This is a genomic window from Paraconexibacter sp. (assembly GCF_059438195.1).
In genome coordinates, this window is record NZ_JBLKKY010000019.1 from 1 (window position 1) to 14815 (window position 14815).

Annotated in this window: 15 protein-coding genes; 9 read left to right on the forward strand and 6 right to left on the reverse strand. The window is 75.1% G+C overall.

What is annotated here, in order from left to right; translation table 11 throughout:
* Positions 1-157 precede the first annotated feature (157 nt).
* Positions 158-838 carry a methyltransferase domain-containing protein gene (locus ACME2J_RS08740; protein WP_495544511.1) on the reverse strand — a complete coding sequence of 227 codons (681 nt, stop codon included), beginning with the start codon at positions 836-838 and terminating at the stop codon, positions 158-160.
* 52 nt (positions 839-890) lie between these two features.
* Between ACME2J_RS08740 and ACME2J_RS08745 the strand changes: the two genes are divergently transcribed.
* Entirely contained in the window at positions 891-1520 is a 630-nt protein-coding gene (locus tag ACME2J_RS08745; protein ID WP_495544513.1) for a methyltransferase family protein, read from the forward strand.
* Here the strand turns inward: ACME2J_RS08745 and ACME2J_RS08750 are convergent.
* Genes ACME2J_RS08750 through ACME2J_RS08760 form a run of 3 tightly spaced genes read right to left on the reverse strand, consistent with a single transcriptional unit; the run spans position 1510 to position 3847 of the window.
* Entirely contained in the window at positions 1510-2241 is a 732-nt protein-coding gene (locus ACME2J_RS08750) for an SDR family NAD(P)-dependent oxidoreductase (protein WP_495544514.1), read from the reverse strand. The two genes, ACME2J_RS08745 and ACME2J_RS08750, sit on opposite strands and share 11 nt — an antisense overlap.
* Positions 2238-3596, reverse strand: a complete 1359-nt coding sequence (locus tag ACME2J_RS08755) for a class I adenylate-forming enzyme family protein (RefSeq protein ID WP_495544515.1) — start codon at positions 3594-3596, stop codon at positions 2238-2240. The genes ACME2J_RS08750 and ACME2J_RS08755 overlap by 4 nt, the downstream gene beginning before the upstream one ends.
* A gap of 8 nt (positions 3597-3604) precedes the next feature.
* Positions 3605-3847, reverse strand: a complete 243-nt coding sequence (locus ACME2J_RS08760; protein WP_495544516.1) for an acyl carrier protein — start codon at positions 3845-3847, stop codon at positions 3605-3607.
* 205 nt (positions 3848-4052) lie between these two features.
* On the opposite strand from ACME2J_RS08760, the gene ACME2J_RS08765 reads away from it, so the two are divergent.
* On the forward strand, positions 4053-5228 hold the full coding sequence (locus tag ACME2J_RS08765; protein ID WP_495544517.1) for a glycosyltransferase: 1176 nt from the start codon (positions 4053-4055) through the stop codon (positions 5226-5228).
* Here the strand turns inward: ACME2J_RS08765 and ACME2J_RS08770 are convergent.
* Complete coding sequence (locus ACME2J_RS08770; protein WP_495544518.1) at positions 5202-6086, reverse strand: glycosyltransferase family 2 protein; 885 nt, start codon at positions 6084-6086, stop codon at positions 5202-5204. The genes ACME2J_RS08765 and ACME2J_RS08770 overlap by 27 nt on opposite strands.
* Positions 6083-7219, reverse strand: a complete 1137-nt coding sequence (locus tag ACME2J_RS08775; RefSeq protein ID WP_495544519.1) for a glycosyltransferase family 4 protein — start codon at positions 7217-7219, stop codon at positions 6083-6085. Before ACME2J_RS08775 ends, ACME2J_RS08770 begins: the two co-directional genes overlap by 4 nt.
* Before the next feature lie 92 nt (positions 7220-7311).
* On the opposite strand from ACME2J_RS08775, the gene ACME2J_RS08780 reads away from it, so the two are divergent.
* The 7 genes from ACME2J_RS08780 (at position 7312) to ACME2J_RS08810 (ending at position 14800) form a co-directional block, all read left to right on the forward strand.
* Positions 7312-8811 (forward strand): hypothetical protein, encoded by a 1500-nt coding sequence (locus tag ACME2J_RS08780; RefSeq protein WP_495544520.1) that lies wholly within the window; start codon positions 7312-7314, stop codon positions 8809-8811.
* A gap of 18 nt (positions 8812-8829) precedes the next feature.
* Complete coding sequence (locus ACME2J_RS08785) at positions 8830-9906, forward strand: glycosyltransferase family 4 protein (protein ID WP_495544521.1); 1077 nt, start codon at positions 8830-8832, stop codon at positions 9904-9906.
* Between the two features lie 101 nt (positions 9907-10007).
* On the forward strand, positions 10008-11465 hold the full coding sequence (locus tag ACME2J_RS08790) for a flippase (RefSeq protein ID WP_495544522.1): 1458 nt from the start codon (positions 10008-10010) through the stop codon (positions 11463-11465).
* Positions 11462-12598 carry a glycosyltransferase family 4 protein gene (locus ACME2J_RS08795; protein WP_495544523.1) on the forward strand — a complete coding sequence of 379 codons (1137 nt, stop codon included), beginning with the start codon at positions 11462-11464 and terminating at the stop codon, positions 12596-12598. The genes ACME2J_RS08790 and ACME2J_RS08795 overlap by 4 nt, the downstream gene beginning before the upstream one ends.
* A 47-nt stretch (positions 12599-12645) precedes the next feature.
* Positions 12646-13395, forward strand: coding sequence for a class I SAM-dependent methyltransferase (locus ACME2J_RS08800; protein WP_495544524.1), 750 nt, complete (start codon positions 12646-12648; stop codon positions 13393-13395).
* Entirely contained in the window at positions 13392-13979 is a 588-nt protein-coding gene (locus tag ACME2J_RS08805; RefSeq protein ID WP_495544525.1) for a serine O-acetyltransferase, read from the forward strand. The genes ACME2J_RS08800 and ACME2J_RS08805 overlap by 4 nt, the downstream gene beginning before the upstream one ends.
* Positions 13976-14800 (forward strand): SAM-dependent methyltransferase, encoded by an 825-nt coding sequence (locus ACME2J_RS08810; RefSeq protein ID WP_495544526.1) that lies wholly within the window; start codon positions 13976-13978, stop codon positions 14798-14800. The genes ACME2J_RS08805 and ACME2J_RS08810 overlap by 4 nt, the downstream gene beginning before the upstream one ends.
* The last annotated feature ends 15 nt before the right edge of the window (positions 14801-14815 follow it).

Sequence of the window (14815 nt, forward strand, 5' to 3'; positions counted from 1 at the left end):
AACGCGCGTTCGATTCGCCCCCACACAGGGCGACAATCCAACGCGCGTTCGATTCGCCCCCACACAGGGCGACAATCCAACGCGCGTTCGATTCGCCCCCACACAGGGCGACAATCCAACGCGCGTTCGATTCGACACCCGCCCTTCTCTCCGCCCGTCACCCCGCACGGCGGGCACGCCAGCGCGCCCGCACGACCCCGGGCAGCTCGCGGGCGATCGTCCTCGCCAGCTCGCGCGGGGGGACGCGGAGCGGGCCGATCGGGACGCCGGTCGCAGGGTCGTCCCAGATCCGCTGCTGGGCGACGACGCTCGGCAGCGCGGCGAGGTCGAGGTCGCCGAGCGAGCGGCCGTGGACGCCGACGCCGAGCACCTCCCGCGGGATGTCCGGATGCCCGATCCCGCAGACCCGGACGTCGTCGAACTCGGAGAGGAGCTCGCGGAACCCCTCGGGAGTGAAGCGGAAGTAGTCGCTCGGGTAGCCGTGGATGCCGAAGAGCATGACGCTCGAGATGACGCACACCCCGCCGTCGCGGCGGGTGACGCGCGCGAGCTCGCGGCACGCCTGCGGCGGGTCCGCGCAGTGCTCGAGCGTGTCGAAGCAGAGCGCGGTGCCGACCTCGCCGTCGGCGAACGTGAGCGCGCGCAGATCCTCGACGCGATCGACGCCCGGCCCCTCGCGGAAGTCGGTCCCGGTGAAGGGACGACCCTCGAAGTAGCGGCGCAGGTCGATGTCCTGCTCGGCCTCGACCTGGAGCGACCCGAACTCGACGACGGGGTCGGGGAGGTCGAGCACGGCCATGAGGTCCTCGAGGAACGCGCGGGTGATCGGCTGAGCCATCGGGCGGGAGAGTAGAACCCGCCCGGGCCCGGACGCTGCTATCCCTCCCCGCGTGCCCGTCGCCTCCCTCGCGCTCTGGACCGCGTTCGCGCTCGTCGCGCTCGGGCTCCGACCGCTGCTGCACCGCCGCCGTCACGGGACGAGCGGCGTCGTGCGCCCCGCCGGGGAGCGCCCCGCGGCCGCGCACGTCGCCGAGGCTGTCCACACCGCCGCGATGCTCGCCGGTCTCGCCGCCCCGGTCCTCGACCTCGCCGGCGTCCTCGACCCGATCGAGGCTCTCGACGCCCCCGCGACCCACGCCGCGGGCATCGCGATCACGGTCGCGGCGATCGTCCTCGTCGGCGCCGCGCAGGCCCACATGGCGGCGTCCTGGCGGATCGGCACGGACCCCGACGAGCGGACGGCGCTGGTGACGAGCGGGCCGTTCTCGCGCGTCCGGCACCCGATCCACTCGGGGACGGTCCTCGCCGTCGCCGGGCTCGCGCTCGTCGTCCCCAACGCGGCCGCGCTCGCGGCGGTCCCGCTCGTCGCCCTCGCGGCCGAGGTCGGGGCCCGCCGCGTCGAGGAGCCGCATCTCCGGCGCGTGCACGGCGCCGCGTACGCGGCCTACGCGGGCCGCGTCGGGCGGTTCGCGCCGGGGATCGGTCGCGAGAGGACGGGGCGGCAGCCGGTCAGGCGGTGAGCCCGCCGTCGACCACGATCGTCTGACCGGTGATGAAGGACGCCTCGGCCGAGACGAGGAACTTCACGACCGAGGCGATGTCCGCCGGCTCGCCGAGCCGACCGGCCGGCGTGCGCCGCTCGATCTGCCGCAGCTGCTCCTCGTCGAGGCCGTGGGACATGTCCGTCCGCAGGTAGCCGGGGGCCACGGAGTTCACCGTGATCCCGCGCGACCCGAGCTCCCGGGCGAGCGAGCGCGTGAAGCCGTCGAGGCCGGCCTTCGTCGCCGAGTAGACCGACAGCCCGCGGTAGCCGCTGAGGCCGACGATCGACGAGATGTTGACGATGCGGCCGCTGCCCTGGAGGAGCATGCGCCGCGCGACGAGACGCGTGAGGACGAAGGTCGCCCGGAGGTTGAGGTCGACGACCGTGTCGATGTCGTCGTCGCTCATGAGGCCGATCACGCCGTCGCGCGCGATGCCCGCGTTGTTGACGAGCACGTCGATGCGCCCGAAGCGGCCGAGGACCTCCTTGACGAACCCGGAAGCCTGCTCCCGGTCGACGACGTCGACGGGCGCGAAGAGGAAGCGGTCCGCGTGGGCGGGATCGGCCGACCACGCGTCGGTCGCCGGCGTCGGGGAGCGACTGCACGTCGCGACCGCGTCGCCGGCCTCGAGGAAGCCGGAGACGATCCCCTCGCCGAGGCCCCGGCTCCCGCCGGTGATGAGGACGACCCGGCTCATGCACGCACCTCGCTGGCGGCGCGGAGGACCTTGCTCCCCCGCGTGGTGATCTCGTCGACGACCTTCACCCGCCGGGGACGCCCCGGGGCCGGGAGCTCGCGGCACGCGGCGTGGATCGCCGCGACCACCTCGTCCGGGTCGGCGCCCTCGGCGACGACGACGTCGACCGCGACGATCTGCCCCGTGATCGCGTTCGGCGCGCCGTGCACGGAGGCGACCACGACGCCGGGGACGGCCGAGACGATCTCCTCGATCGGCAGGGGATGCACCTTCGCCCCGCCGACGTTGATGATCTCGACGGTGCGCCCGACGAAGTGCAGCCGGCCGTCGCGCTCCTCGACCATGTCCCCGGTCGCGATCCAGCCGTCGTCCGGACCCGCCTCCGCGCCGTGGTACCCGAGCATCGAGTGCCGGGAGCGCACGTGCAGCTCGCCGTCGATGACGCGGAACCGGACGTCGGCGTCCTCGGGACGGTCGAGGACGCTGAGCGGCAGGCCCCCGCGACCGTCGCCGACCGCGACGGCCGACCCGAACTCGGTCCCGGCGTAGACGTGAGAGAGCCGCGCCTGCGGGAAGAGGTCGCGCAGACGCTCGATGAGGGAGTCGGGGGCGGCCTCGCCGCCGAGCGTGATCTGCCGGAGGTCCACGGCCGGATCGGAGTCACGGCACTCGCCGGCGAGCAGACGCCAGAACGTCGGCGTCGCGCTCGCGTGCGTGACGCCGTGGCGGCGCATCGCGTCGATCGCGTCTCGCGCCTGGCTCGTCCGCGGCACGACGATCGTCGCCCCGTGCGTCACCGCGTGCAGCAGCACCTGGTAGCCGGCGAACTGGTTGAGGTTGTAGGCGAGCAGCCACCGCGCGCCGTCCTCCTCGAGAGAGCGGCGGACGGCGCCGGCGAGACGGCCCCAGTCGTGCCGGACGCCCTTCGGCGTCCCGGAGGTGCCGGTGGTGAGGATGAGGAGCGGCGTGTCGCTGGGCGCCTCGAGCATCCCGTCGCGCTCGGCGAGCCCGCCGATGTCGAGCGCGGCCGTGCCGTCGAGCTCCATCGGCCGGTCCACGAGGACGACGTCGTGGTCGAGGAGAGCCGCGAAACGCGCGACGCCCGCCTCGTCGAGGTCGCGCGGGTAGACGCACGCCTCGACGCCGCACGCCGACGCCGCCGCGAGCAGCGCGACCACCTCGACGGGATCGGCGACCGCGCAGCCGGCGCGCCGGACTCCCCGGGCCGCGAGGCCGTGACCGTACGCCTCGGCGGCCGCGACGAGATCCGCGTAGGTGCGGGTCCCCGTCGGGGCGACGAGGGCGTCGCGCTCGGGCGCGCGCTCGGCGACGCCCCGCAGGAGGTCGATGAGCACGTCCGCCCTCAGGAGGCGTAGAAGCCGGCGAGCTCGCCGACGGTCGCCGGGACGAGCCCCTCGGTGTACGGGTCGCGTCCGAAGGAGTCCTCGAGGGCGGCCGAGAGCTCGGCGAGCTCGAGCGAGTCGAGGTCGAGGTCGCCGCTGAGCGTCGCCGTGTCCTCGATCGTCTCGGGCGGCTCGTCCCCGCGCTTGCGGATGAGCCCGCGGATGATCTCGGTGATCGTCGCTTCCGTCTCTACAGGAGCCATTCCCCGCTTCTTCCTCCCTCCGCCTGCCCGCGACCTCTGGTCGCCGCGGCCAGGCCCCTTGGCGTGAGCGCGCCATCGTAGCCGCTGACCCGGATGCCGGCGGCGATCCCCGTGTCGGCCCCGCGGGCCCGCCGCGGCGCTGGGATGATGCCCGCGTCGCCCGCCTCGGGCCCGCCCTCAGCACCCTCCAGGACCACCTCCTCCCATGCCCTCCCACGCCACGACGCCGACGCACGAGCCGCGCGACGGCGAGCGCCCGGAGACCCCGCGGCGCCAGCCGGTCCTCGTCCACGACTACCTCCTCGTGTACCGCGGCGCCGAGCGGTCGTTCGCGGCCATCGCGGCGTGCTGGCCCTCGGCGCCGGTCCTCACCTTGCTGTGGGACCGCGAGGTGATGCGCGAGCACCTTCCCGGCCACCCGGTCGGGACCTCGAAGCTCCAGCGCCTCGGCGTCGACCAGAGCGGCTTCCGTCGGCTCCTCCCTCTCTACCCGCCGGCGGCCGAGCGCCTCCCGGTCCAGGGCCACGACGTCGTCGTCTCGAGCAGCAGCGCGTTCGCCCACGGCGTCCGCCCCGACCCCGGGGCGACGCACGTCTGCTACTGCTACACGCCGTTCCGGTACGCGTGGCACGAGCGCGAGCGAGCCGAGGCCGAGGTCCCCCGCCTCGCCCGCCCGGCGCTGCGCCGCGTGCTGGCGCGCATCCGCCGGTGGGACCTCGAGGCCTCGCGACGCGTCACGCACTACGTCGCGATCTCGGAGTTCGGGCGCGAGCGCATCGCGCGCACCTACGGACGCGAGTCGGAGGTCGTCTTCCCTCCGGTGGAGACCCGCCGCTTCTCGCCGGGGACGCCCGAGGACTTCTTCCTCGTCGTCACCGAGCTCGTGCGCCACAAGCGCGTCGACGCCGCGCTCGAGGCCGCGCGCCGGGCGGGACGGCCGGTGAAGGTCGTCGGGACGGGACCGGACCTCCCGAGGCTGCGCGGCCTCTACGGGGAGACCGCGGAGTTCCTCGGCCGCGTGTCGGACGACGACCTCGCCGCCCTCTATCCGCGGGCGCTCGCCCTCGTCGTGCCGAACGTCGAGGAGTTCGGCATCGCCGCCGTCGAGGCGCAGGCCGCCGGCCGCCCCGTCATCGCCCCCGACGACGGCGGGACGCGCGAGACGGTCGCCGACGGCGTCACCGGCGTCCTCCTCCCCACCGCCTCGGTCGACGAGCTCGCCGAGGCGATGCGCGAGACCGACTTCCTCTCCTACGACCCCCGCGCCGCGACCGCTCAGGCCGAGCGCTTCTCGGTGCCGACGTTCCAGCGGCGCTTCACGGACCTCGTCGAGCGCGCGGCGGCGGACCGCGGATCAGTCGTCCCGGCGGGCGGCGGATGAGTCCGCGCCGCCGCTCGACGGCGTGAGGTCGCCGAGCGCCTCCTCGTAGAACCCGACGCCGGCCCCCGTCCGCCTCCGCCGCCGGATGCGCCACTCGTGATGCAGGCGGATGAGCGGCCCGAGCCCGTGCAGCCACCACGGCGTCCGCGGGTCCTCGCGGGTGCGGCGGCGCAGCTGCGCGAGCCACGCGCCCTGGTCGGGATGCCCGAGGTGCCCGAGCGTGAGCGAGTCGTCGTGGACGCGGTAGTGCCGCGCGATCTCGCGCAGCATCACGACGCGGCCCCGCACCGTGAGGCTCGCGGCGAGCGCCCAGTCCTCGAAGTAGTCGACGTCCTCCTCGAAGCCGCCGGCGTCGCGCACGGCGTCGGTCCGCATGAGGGCGGGTCCCGTCGTCGTGTAGGCGTTGTAGACCCGGGCCACGGCGGCGAACAGCCGCGGCCGTCGCGCGAGCGGGTACATCACGGAGCGCGGCCACGGCCAGCGCTCTCCCGGCCCGCTCTCCGGCGTCCACCGGACGCTGTCCATGGTGACGGCGACGATCCCCGGATCGGAGTCGAGGACCGCGTGGAGCCGCGCGAGGACGCCCGGGAGCATGAGGTCGTCGGCGTCCCAGAACACGATCGAGCTGCCCTTCGCCACCGCGAGGCCGGCGTTCCTCGCGGCGCCCACCGTGACGCGCTCCTCCAGGCGGACGACGCGGACCTCCTCGGGCAGCGGGGGGAGCGGGACGTCGGAGCGGTTGTCGACGACGACGATCTCCGTGTCCGGCCCGTCCTGCTCGAGCACCGAGGCGACCGCCTCGGGCACGTAGTGGACGTGAGCGCCCCATGCGGGCACGACGACGGTGACGTCGGTCATGCGCGTGCCGCCTCGCGATAGCAGGAGGCCATCTCCTCGACGACGCGCGTGAGCTGGAACCGCTCTCGCGATCTCACCCTCCCCTCTTCGACGAGCCGCGTGCGGAGAGGCTCGTCCTCGAGGATCCGGGCGATCGCCTCGCCGAGCGCGATCGTGTCGCCCTCCTCGACGACGAGGCCGCTCGAGCCGACCACCTCGGGGAGCGCCCCGTTCGCGTACGCGACGACCGGCGTGCCGACGTGCATCGCCTCGACGACCGCGAGACCGAAGCCCTCGCGCCAGCCGCCGCGCTCCTGCAGCCGGCTGGGCTGGACGAGGACGTCGCAGGCGCTCACGACCGCGACCGCGTCCTGGGGCCGGTGTCCTTCGAGCGTCGAGAACGAGACCGCGTCGGCGACGCCGCGCTCCCGTGCCCGCTCCTCGAGCATGGCCCGGTACCCCGGGTAGAAGCTGTCCTCGACCCCGAGGAAGTGGACGCACGCGTCGGGGCGTGACACGAGCACCGTCGGCAGCGCGTCGATGAGGTCGGCCTGCCCCTTGCCGGGGCACAGGCGCCCCGAGAGCGCGATCACCGGCCCCGGCGGCGTGCCGCCGAACGAGTCGCGCAGCAGCTCGGCCCCGCGCTCCGGCTCGGCGGGATAGTCGGGGATGCCCGCGTACACGACACGCGCCTTCTTGCGCAGCGGGCCGCGGAACGTCGCGTTCACCGCGCCGCTGATGCCGACGATCATCCGCACGCGCAGCGCGACGAGGTGCGCGAGGACGCCGTCCCAGCCGAAGTCGTACTTCACCCACACGACCGGAGGTCCGCCGCGCCTCGTCGCGAGCGCGGCGGTGAGCGCGGCCTTCACCCCGTTGGCGTGGATGACGTCCGGGTGCTGCTCGCGCAGGATGCGGCGAAGCCCGCGCACGCCGGCGAGGAGGCCGGTGCGGCCATGGGCGCGCAGGACCGTGACCTCGTGCCCGCCCTCGCGCAGACGATCCACGAACGGGCCGTCATGGAGGGTGACGATGCCCGCGGCCCAGCCGTGCCCGAGCCCCTCGACGATCGACCGGAGATAGCCCTCGCCCCCGCCGAGCTGGGCATGCGAGGACACGAACATGACCCGGACGGGCCTCCCTGGAACCTTCACGGCGCGCAGTCTAGGGAGGCCCCCGGCGACGCAGGCCTCCCCGAGCGGACGTCCCGGCCCGACGCGTCGTCGCGTCGGTTAGCGTGCGCGCGATGCTGCGGATCTCGCCCCGGGGACGCCGCGCCGCCGCCGCGCTCGCGTCGGCCGCCGCCGTCCTCGCCGCTCCCACGGCTCTCGCCGAGAGCCGCGAGCGCGCGGCCGCCGCGGTGGAGCCGTTCGGCGTGAACGCGGGCGTCCTGTGGCTCGACGGTCTCTCGAAGCTCCCCGCCGATCGCCACACGGACGCGATGCGCAGCGCAGGCCTCGGCTCGGTCCGCCAGCTCGCCGTGTGGAACGAGATCGAGCCCCACCCGCCCGACGCGCGCACCGGCGCGCACTCCTACCGGTGGGAGTCCTCCGATCGCATCGCCGAGGCGCTCGCCCGTCGCCGGCTGCGGTGGACCGTCGTCCTCGGCCTCTCGACGCCCTGGGCGGGAGCCGTCCCCGGGGTGTGGGCGGGCGCGCCGCGGACGGGCCCGTTCTCCGACTACGCAGCCGCGGTCGCCGAGCGCTACGGGCGCCGCGGGACGTTCTGGTCGGAGAACCCGGAGCTCCCCTACGTGCCCGTCGTCGCCTACCAGGTGTGGAACGAGCCCAACGTGCCCGGGTCGGCCACCTCGATGCGGCCGGACGAGTACGCGCAGCTCTATGCCGCGGCACGGGGCGCGCTGCTCGCCGTCGACCCGCACGCGCGCGTCGCCGTCGGCGGACTCGCGCACTCCCAGCCGGACCCCGCCGACGAGGGCGCGGTCTCCTACCTGAGGGCGATGCTCGCCGCGCGCCCCGACCTGCGCGGCGACATCGACGCGGTCGGCGTGACGATCTACCGGCGGCACCCGGGCGAGGTCCTCGACCGGATCGCCGGCCTCCGGCGCGGCCTCGACGCGCTCGGGGAGGGCGAGACGCCGATCGACCTCAACGAGACGGGCTGGGCGACGGCCGGCGGGGTCCCCTTCACCGACATCACGCCGATCAGCGACGACCAGCGGGGACGCTATCTCCGCGAGCTCGTCGAGGCTCTCGTCCGCAGCGACTGCGGCGTCGCGTCGATGACGCCGTACGCCTGGGTGACCCCGGAGGACAACGCGCTCGACGCCGCGGCCTGGTTCGGGCTCGCCGACCGCAGGACCGCGACCCTGCGCCCGTCGGGCGGCGCCTACGCCGAGGCGGTCCGGGCGGCCACCGATGCCGACGGGCGCGACGCCCGGTGCGGACGCCGCGACCTGCCGAGGCTCCTCGACGCCCGCGTGACCGCCCGCTCGTTCGGCGCGAGCGTCGTGCGGGCGTGCTCTCGACGCCGGATGACGGTCCGCTGGTCCCTCGGTCCCGGCCCGGAGCCGTACTCCGAGGTCGCGCTCACCCTTCCCGGCGGGCGGCCGCGGGTGTACGCCGACCCCGACGCGGGAGGCCCGCGCCGGACCCGGACCTCGGTGCGGATGCGCATCCCGCGGCGCAGCGGAGACATCCGGCTCGTCGCCCGCGACGAGCTCGGCCGGGTCGTCGACCGCACGACGGCCGAGCTGCGGCGCTGCCCGCCACGACGCCGGGGTTGAGCCGCTACCGTCGCCGCCGTGAAGATCGCGATCGTGGGCCAGGGCGACGGCGCCGAGGCGTCGACCTGGTCGGGCATCCCGTTCGGGCTCGGAGAGGCGCTCGGCCGCATGGGGCACGACGTCGTGCACGTCGATGCGAACCCCCGTGCCTGGATCCGGCGACCCCTCGTCGCCTCGCTCCGCGCCGCCCGGACCGGGCGGACGGGCGCGAGTCACGGACCCGAGATGGCCGCGCTGCGCTCCGCGCGGGTGGCCCGGCTCCTCCGCTCGATCTCGCCCGACCTCGCCGTCCAGGTCAACACGGGCTTCGTCCTCCCCGACGGCGTGCGGTACGCGACGCTCCTCGACCTCACCGTCCCGCTCGCGCTCGGCGCGGGCTGGTCGGACCCCGCGATGATGAGCGCCCGCCGGGCGGACGCCTGGCGACGCCGCGAGGCGGACGTGTGCCTGCGCGCCGCCGCGTGCTGCACCGCGAGCGACTGGGCCGCGCGGTCGGTCGTGGAGGACCACGGCGTGCCCGTCGCGCGCGTCCACGCCGTCGGCTTCGGGATCAACGCCTCGGCGACCGCCCGCCCCCGGGACTGGGAGAGCCCGCGCTTCCTCTTCGTCGGCCGGGAGTGGGAGCGCAAGAACGGGCCGCTCGTCCTGCGCGCCTTCGGCGAGGTCCGCGCGCGTCACCCCTCGGCGACGCTCACGCTCGTCGGGGGGCACCCGCCGGTCGACGCGCCGGGCGTCGAAGGCCTCGGCCGACTCGACATGTCGGCGCCCGCGGACCGCGCCCGGCTCGTCGAGGCCTACGAGCGGAGCACGTGCTTCGTGCTGCCGTCCCTCATGGAGCCGTTCGGGATCGTGTACCTCGAGGCGGGGGCCGCCGGCATCCCGAGCATCGGCACCGCGGTCGGAGGCGCGCGCACGGCGATCGGCGAGGGAGGCACGGTCGTCGAGCCCGGCGACGAGACGGCCCTCGTCGACGCGATGCTCGCCTACGCCGACGGCGAGACCGCGCGCATCGTCGGGGAGCGCGCGGCGGTGCACGCCTCGCGCTACTCGTGGGACGGCGTCGCGGAGCGCCTCCTCGCCGCCGTCCGCGGCTGACGACGAGTCGCGGCGCTACTGTTGCGCGCCGAGTTCATGCCCGTCCCCTCGTCAGCGCGGCGGCCCGCCGCGCCCCCGCCCTCCGCGTGAGCGAGTACGACGTGCCCGCCGCGGCCACGCGCGGCGGCGCGACGCGGCGGGTCGCGCTCAACAGCATCCTCCAGGCCTCGGCGTACGCCATCGGCCAGTTCGGGATGCTCGTCCTCTACGCCGTCATGGCGCGAGAGGCCGGGACGGCCGCGTTCGGAGACTTCACGAGCGCCGCCTCGCTGTCGGTGCTCGTGTTCATCGCCGCCTTCGGCATGGACTTCCGCGTGACGCGCCTCGTCGCGCGAGGCGAGGACGGGGTCGGCGAGGCGTTCTGGAGCTCCCTGCTCCTCAAGTTCGTCTTCGGGCTCGTGCTCCTCGCGCTCGTCCTCGGCGTCGCCGTCGCGGGCCCGTACGAGGACCGGGTCGTCGCAGCGACCGCCCTGCTCGGGGTGGCGATGCTCGTCGAGCTCGCGATGCTCACGCCGCACGCCGTGTTCCGCGGGCTCGAGCGTCTGCGGACGGTCGCGATCGCGCTCGTCCTCCACCGCGGGCTGCTCGCGGTCGTGGGCACCTGGCTCCTGCTGCGCGGCGCGCCGGTCGGGGCCGTCGCCGCCGTGTGGATCGCCACGACCGCCGTCGCGTTCATCTACTCGATGCTCCGCCTTCGGCGGGAGTCGATCTCCTTCCCGGTCCGGATCTCGAGGGCCGGCCTGCGGCGGGTCGGCCTCGACTCGATCGGCCTCGGACTCGCCGGCGTCTTCGGCGCCGTCCTCTCGCGCATCGACATCGTCATCCTCGGCTTCTTCACGGACAGCGAGACGGTCGGCCTCTACGGCGGCGCCTACAGGATGGTCGAGAGCATCCAGTTCGTCACCGCGGCGATCTCGATGGCGAGCTTCCCCGTGCTCGCGCGGCTCACCCGGACGACCGTCCCGTCGCTCGCCGACGGCACTGCGCTCACCCTCAAGGCGATCATCGTCGCGACCGCGCCGATCACCGTCCTGTACGCGGTCTACGCCGAGCCGCTCCTCACGGCGATCTACGGCGACGGGCTGCGCGATGCGGGCGTCGTGCTCCAGCTCCTGTCGCCGGCCGTCGTCATCGGCGCGATGTGCGGCCTCTGCGGCTACGTGCTCACGTCGCAGACGCGGCAGCGGCCGGTCCTCGTCGCGGTCGCGACGGCGACGGTGGCCAACATCGCGTTCAACTTCATCCTCATCCCGCCGCTCGGCGCCGACGGGGCGGCGATCGCGATGGTCCTCGCGATGGTCGTCATGGCGCTCCTCTACTTCCCGCCGGCGATCGCGGTGAGCGGGCGGTTCTCCGCGCCGCGCGTGTCCATCGGGCCGCTCGCGGGCTCGGCGGCGATGGCGGGCGTCGCCCTCACGCTCGGCGCCGGGGCGGCGAGCGTCGTCCCGGCGCTCCTCGCCTACGCGCTCGCGCTCGCGCTCACCGAGCGGCTCGCCTACCCGCACGACGCCCGGCGGGCGGCGGACCTCCTGCGTCGCCGGCGGGAGGCGCCGGCATGAGGGTCACCGTCGTCTCGCACGACGTCGGTCCGGTGAGCGGGATGGAGCGCCAGCTCGCCGCGCTCGTCGACGGGCTCGTCGCCCGCGGCGTCCGGGTCCGCGTCGTCGCGCGGAGCTGCGACGTGAGATCGCGCGACGAGGTCGAGCACATCCGCGTCGGACGGCCGGCGCGGCCCTTCACGGTCGCCTTCCCCGCCTTCGCGGCGCAAGCGGCGCGTGCCGTCCGCCGCCGCGACGGGGACGTCGTGCACGTCGCCGGGTGTCTCGCCCCGATCCGCGCCGACGTCGTCGCGATCCACTTCCTCCACGCGGCGGCGGCGCGTGCCGGTGCGGGGCCGCGCCTCGACCACGCCTCCCTCCCCTACCGGCTCAACCAGGCGATCGCCGCCCGCGAGTTCCTCGCCGCCGAGCGCTGGCAGATGCGGCCGGGCCACCACCGCCGTCTCGTCGCGGTCTCCGGCGGTCTCGCCTCCGAGATCGCGGCGTTCTATCCGCGCGCGGAGCCCGCGGTCGTCATCCCGAACGGCATCGACGTCGAGCGGTTCCGTCCCGGGCCGCCCGACGACGCGGTGCGCCGCGAGCTCGCGCCGCCGGGAGCCGCGCGCCTCGCCGTCTTCGTCGGCGGGGGCTGGGGGCCGAAGGGCCTCCTCGAGGGCGTCCGGGCGCTTCCCGCCGCGCCGACCTGGGGGCTCGCGGTCGTCGGCGTGGGCGACGAGGCCCCGATCCGCGCCGAGGCCGCCGCGCTCGGCGTCGAGCACCGGATCGTCTTCGCCGGGATGCGGGCGGACCTCCCCGCCGTCTACCGGTCGGCCGACGCGCTCGTCCTGCCGTCCGCGTACGAGACGTTCTCGCTCGTCGCCCACGAGGCCGCCGCGTGCGGGTGCCCCGTCGTCGCGACGCGCGTCAACGGCGTCACCGACGTCGTGGAGGACGGCGAGAGCGGCTTCCTCGTCTCGCGCGACGGGGCGAATATCGCCGCGGCTCTGCGCCGCGTGGAGGCGCTCACGGGCGGCGAGCGGGCGAGCATGGGCGAGAAGGCGCGGGACGCCGTCGTGGGAAGGACGATCGAGGCGATGGTCGACTCCCACGCCGCTCTCTACGAGCAGCTCCTCGACGGCTCGCAGCACCCGTGAGAGGCGCGGTGCGCCCGCCCGCCGTGGGCGCGGCTACGCTTCCCGCCGTGACCGTGGACAGGCAGACGCTGGACCCGAACAAGCTCGCGGAGATCTCGACCGCCGAGGAGTCCTACAACGCCGGGGGCGCCTGGCTCGACCACAAGCCGTTTCCCCCCGTCTGGGGCAGCTCGCACTTCACGAAGTGGGCGACGATCAGCGACGCGCTGACGCGCCTCGGCGTCGGGCCTGGAGCGAGCGTGCTCGACGTCGGCTGCGGGACCGGCTGGACGACCGCCTTCCTCGCCGAGAGCGGCTGGGCTCCGACGGGCCTCGACATCGCGGAGGCGCGCATCGCCTCCGGCCGCGCCCGCCTCGAGCGGTGGGGCCTCGAGGGGGACTGGGCGGTCGAGGACATGGACGCGTTCGACCTGGGTCGTGAGTTCGACGCCGCGCTCGTCTACGACGCGCTGCACCACTCCGGGCGCCAGGAGGACGTCGTGCGGCACATCGCGCGGCACCTCCGCCCCGGCGGCTGGGTCCTCTTCGGCGAGCCGTCCCTCCTCCACGCGATCTCTCCGTCGGCCCGGAAGGTGAGCCGCGAGTCGGGCTGGATCGAGCGCGGGATCGGCGTGCGCCGCCTCAAGCGCGACTGCGCCGCCGCCGGGCTCGGCGAGTTCCGCCGCTTCCACGAGCCGACCGCGCCGTTCGAGCGGTCCGTCACCGGACTCGCCGGTCAGGTCGCGCGTCTCACGCTCGCCGTCGCGCTGTTCGCCCCCCAGCACTCGATCTGGCTCGCCGCCCGGAAGCCCGCATGACGCCGCGCCGCCCGGACCAGGGGCTCGGGCTCCTCGACCTCATCCGCTCCGACTACGAGCGCTACTGCGCGTTCATGCCGGAGAGCCGGCGCACGAGCCTCCTCAAGGCGCCGCTGCGGATGCTCATCAACACGACGCTCCGGGCGCAGGTGCTCGTGCGACTCACGTGCGCCTCACCGCGGTGGCTGCACTGGTTCTGGCGCTCCGTCCTCATCACCCTCCACTCGAGCGAGGTCGTCTACGGAGCGCGCATCGGTCCGCGCCTCCACCTCCCCCACCCGTTCGGGATCGGCATCGGCGGCCAGGTGACGATCGGGAGCGACGCGACGATCTGCCAGCACGTCACGCTCGGCTCCGACATGCGGGCCAGCGGCCAGCCGCAGGTCGGCTCGAACGTCACGCTCCTCGCGGGCGCGATGCTCGTCGGCCCGATCCGCGTCGGCGACTCCGCGGTCGTCGGCGCGAACTGCGTGCTCGAGGAGGACCTGTCCGAGCGCGGCGTCGCCGCCCCGGCACGCGCGCGCATCGTCAATCGCCCGGTCGCGAAGCCCGCGCCCGAGCCCGCCAGGGAGGCCGGCGCATGAGCTCCGCCCCGTCCGCCCACTACGACCGGGTCACCGCCGCGTGGGGCCTCCTCCTCGGGGAGGAGCTCCACTACGGGGTCTTCGACGCCCCCGACGCCTCCCTGCCCGCCGCGACGGCGCGCCTCACCGCGCTCATGATCGAGCACGGGCAGATCCGGCCGGGGGTCGACGTCCTCGACGTCGGCTGCGGGACCGGCGCCCCCGCGTGCCGCCTCGCGCGCGAGCACGGCGCGAGCGTCACCGGCATCACGACGAGCCAGGCGGGCGTCGACGCGGCGACGCGCCGAGCCGCCGACGACGGTCTCGGCGACCGGGTCCGCTTCCTCCTGCGCGACGGCATGGACAACGGCCTCCCCGACGCGTCGTTCGACCGCGCGTGGGCACTCGAGTCCTCCCACCTCATGCGGCGCCGCGACCGGCTCGTCGCGGAGTGCGCCCGGGTCCTGCGCCCCGGCGGCCGGCTCGTCCTCTGCGACATCGTCCTGCGGAGGCCGCTCTCCCTCGCCGAGGTCCGCGAGCTGCGGGAGCCGCTCGCGCTCCTGCGCGACGTCTTCGGCGACGCCCGCATGGAGGAGCTCTCGACCTACGCGACGCTCGCCCGCGAGAGCGGACTCGTGGTGGAGACCGAGCTCGACCTCACGGAGTCGACCCGCCCCACCTTCGCGGCGTGGCGCGAGAACGCCCGGCGGCATCGCGACGCCGTCGTCGAGCTCATCGGCGAGGCGGACTGGCAGAAGTTCGTCGACTCCTGCGGGGTCCTCGACGGCTTCTGGGCCGACGGGACGCTCGGATACGGGCTGCTCGCCGCGCGACGGCCGTAGCGGCCCCGGCGCGAC

Coding starts and splice junctions, on each gene's coding strand:
- ACME2J_RS08765 (WP_495544517.1), top strand. CDS start 4,053: ATGCCCTCCCACGCCACGACGCCGACGCACGAGCCGCGCGACGGCGAG.
- ACME2J_RS08795 (WP_495544523.1), top strand. CDS start 11,462: ATGAGGGTCACCGTCGTCTCGCACGACGTCGGTCCGGTGAGCGGGATG.
- ACME2J_RS08810 (WP_495544526.1), top strand. CDS start 13,976: ATGAGCTCCGCCCCGTCCGCCCACTACGACCGGGTCACCGCCGCGTGG.
- ACME2J_RS08750 (WP_495544514.1), bottom strand. CDS start 2,241: ATGAGCCGGGTCGTCCTCATCACCGGCGGGAGCCGGGGCCTCGGCGAG.
- ACME2J_RS08780 (WP_495544520.1), top strand. CDS start 7,312: ATGCTGCGGATCTCGCCCCGGGGACGCCGCGCCGCCGCCGCGCTCGCG.
- ACME2J_RS08770 (WP_495544518.1), bottom strand. CDS start 6,086: ATGACCGACGTCACCGTCGTCGTGCCCGCATGGGGCGCTCACGTCCAC.
- ACME2J_RS08740 (WP_495544511.1), bottom strand. CDS start 838: ATGGCTCAGCCGATCACCCGCGCGTTCCTCGAGGACCTCATGGCCGTG.
- ACME2J_RS08760 (WP_495544516.1), bottom strand. CDS start 3,847: ATGGCTCCTGTAGAGACGGAAGCGACGATCACCGAGATCATCCGCGGG.
- ACME2J_RS08805 (WP_495544525.1), top strand. CDS start 13,392: ATGACGCCGCGCCGCCCGGACCAGGGGCTCGGGCTCCTCGACCTCATC.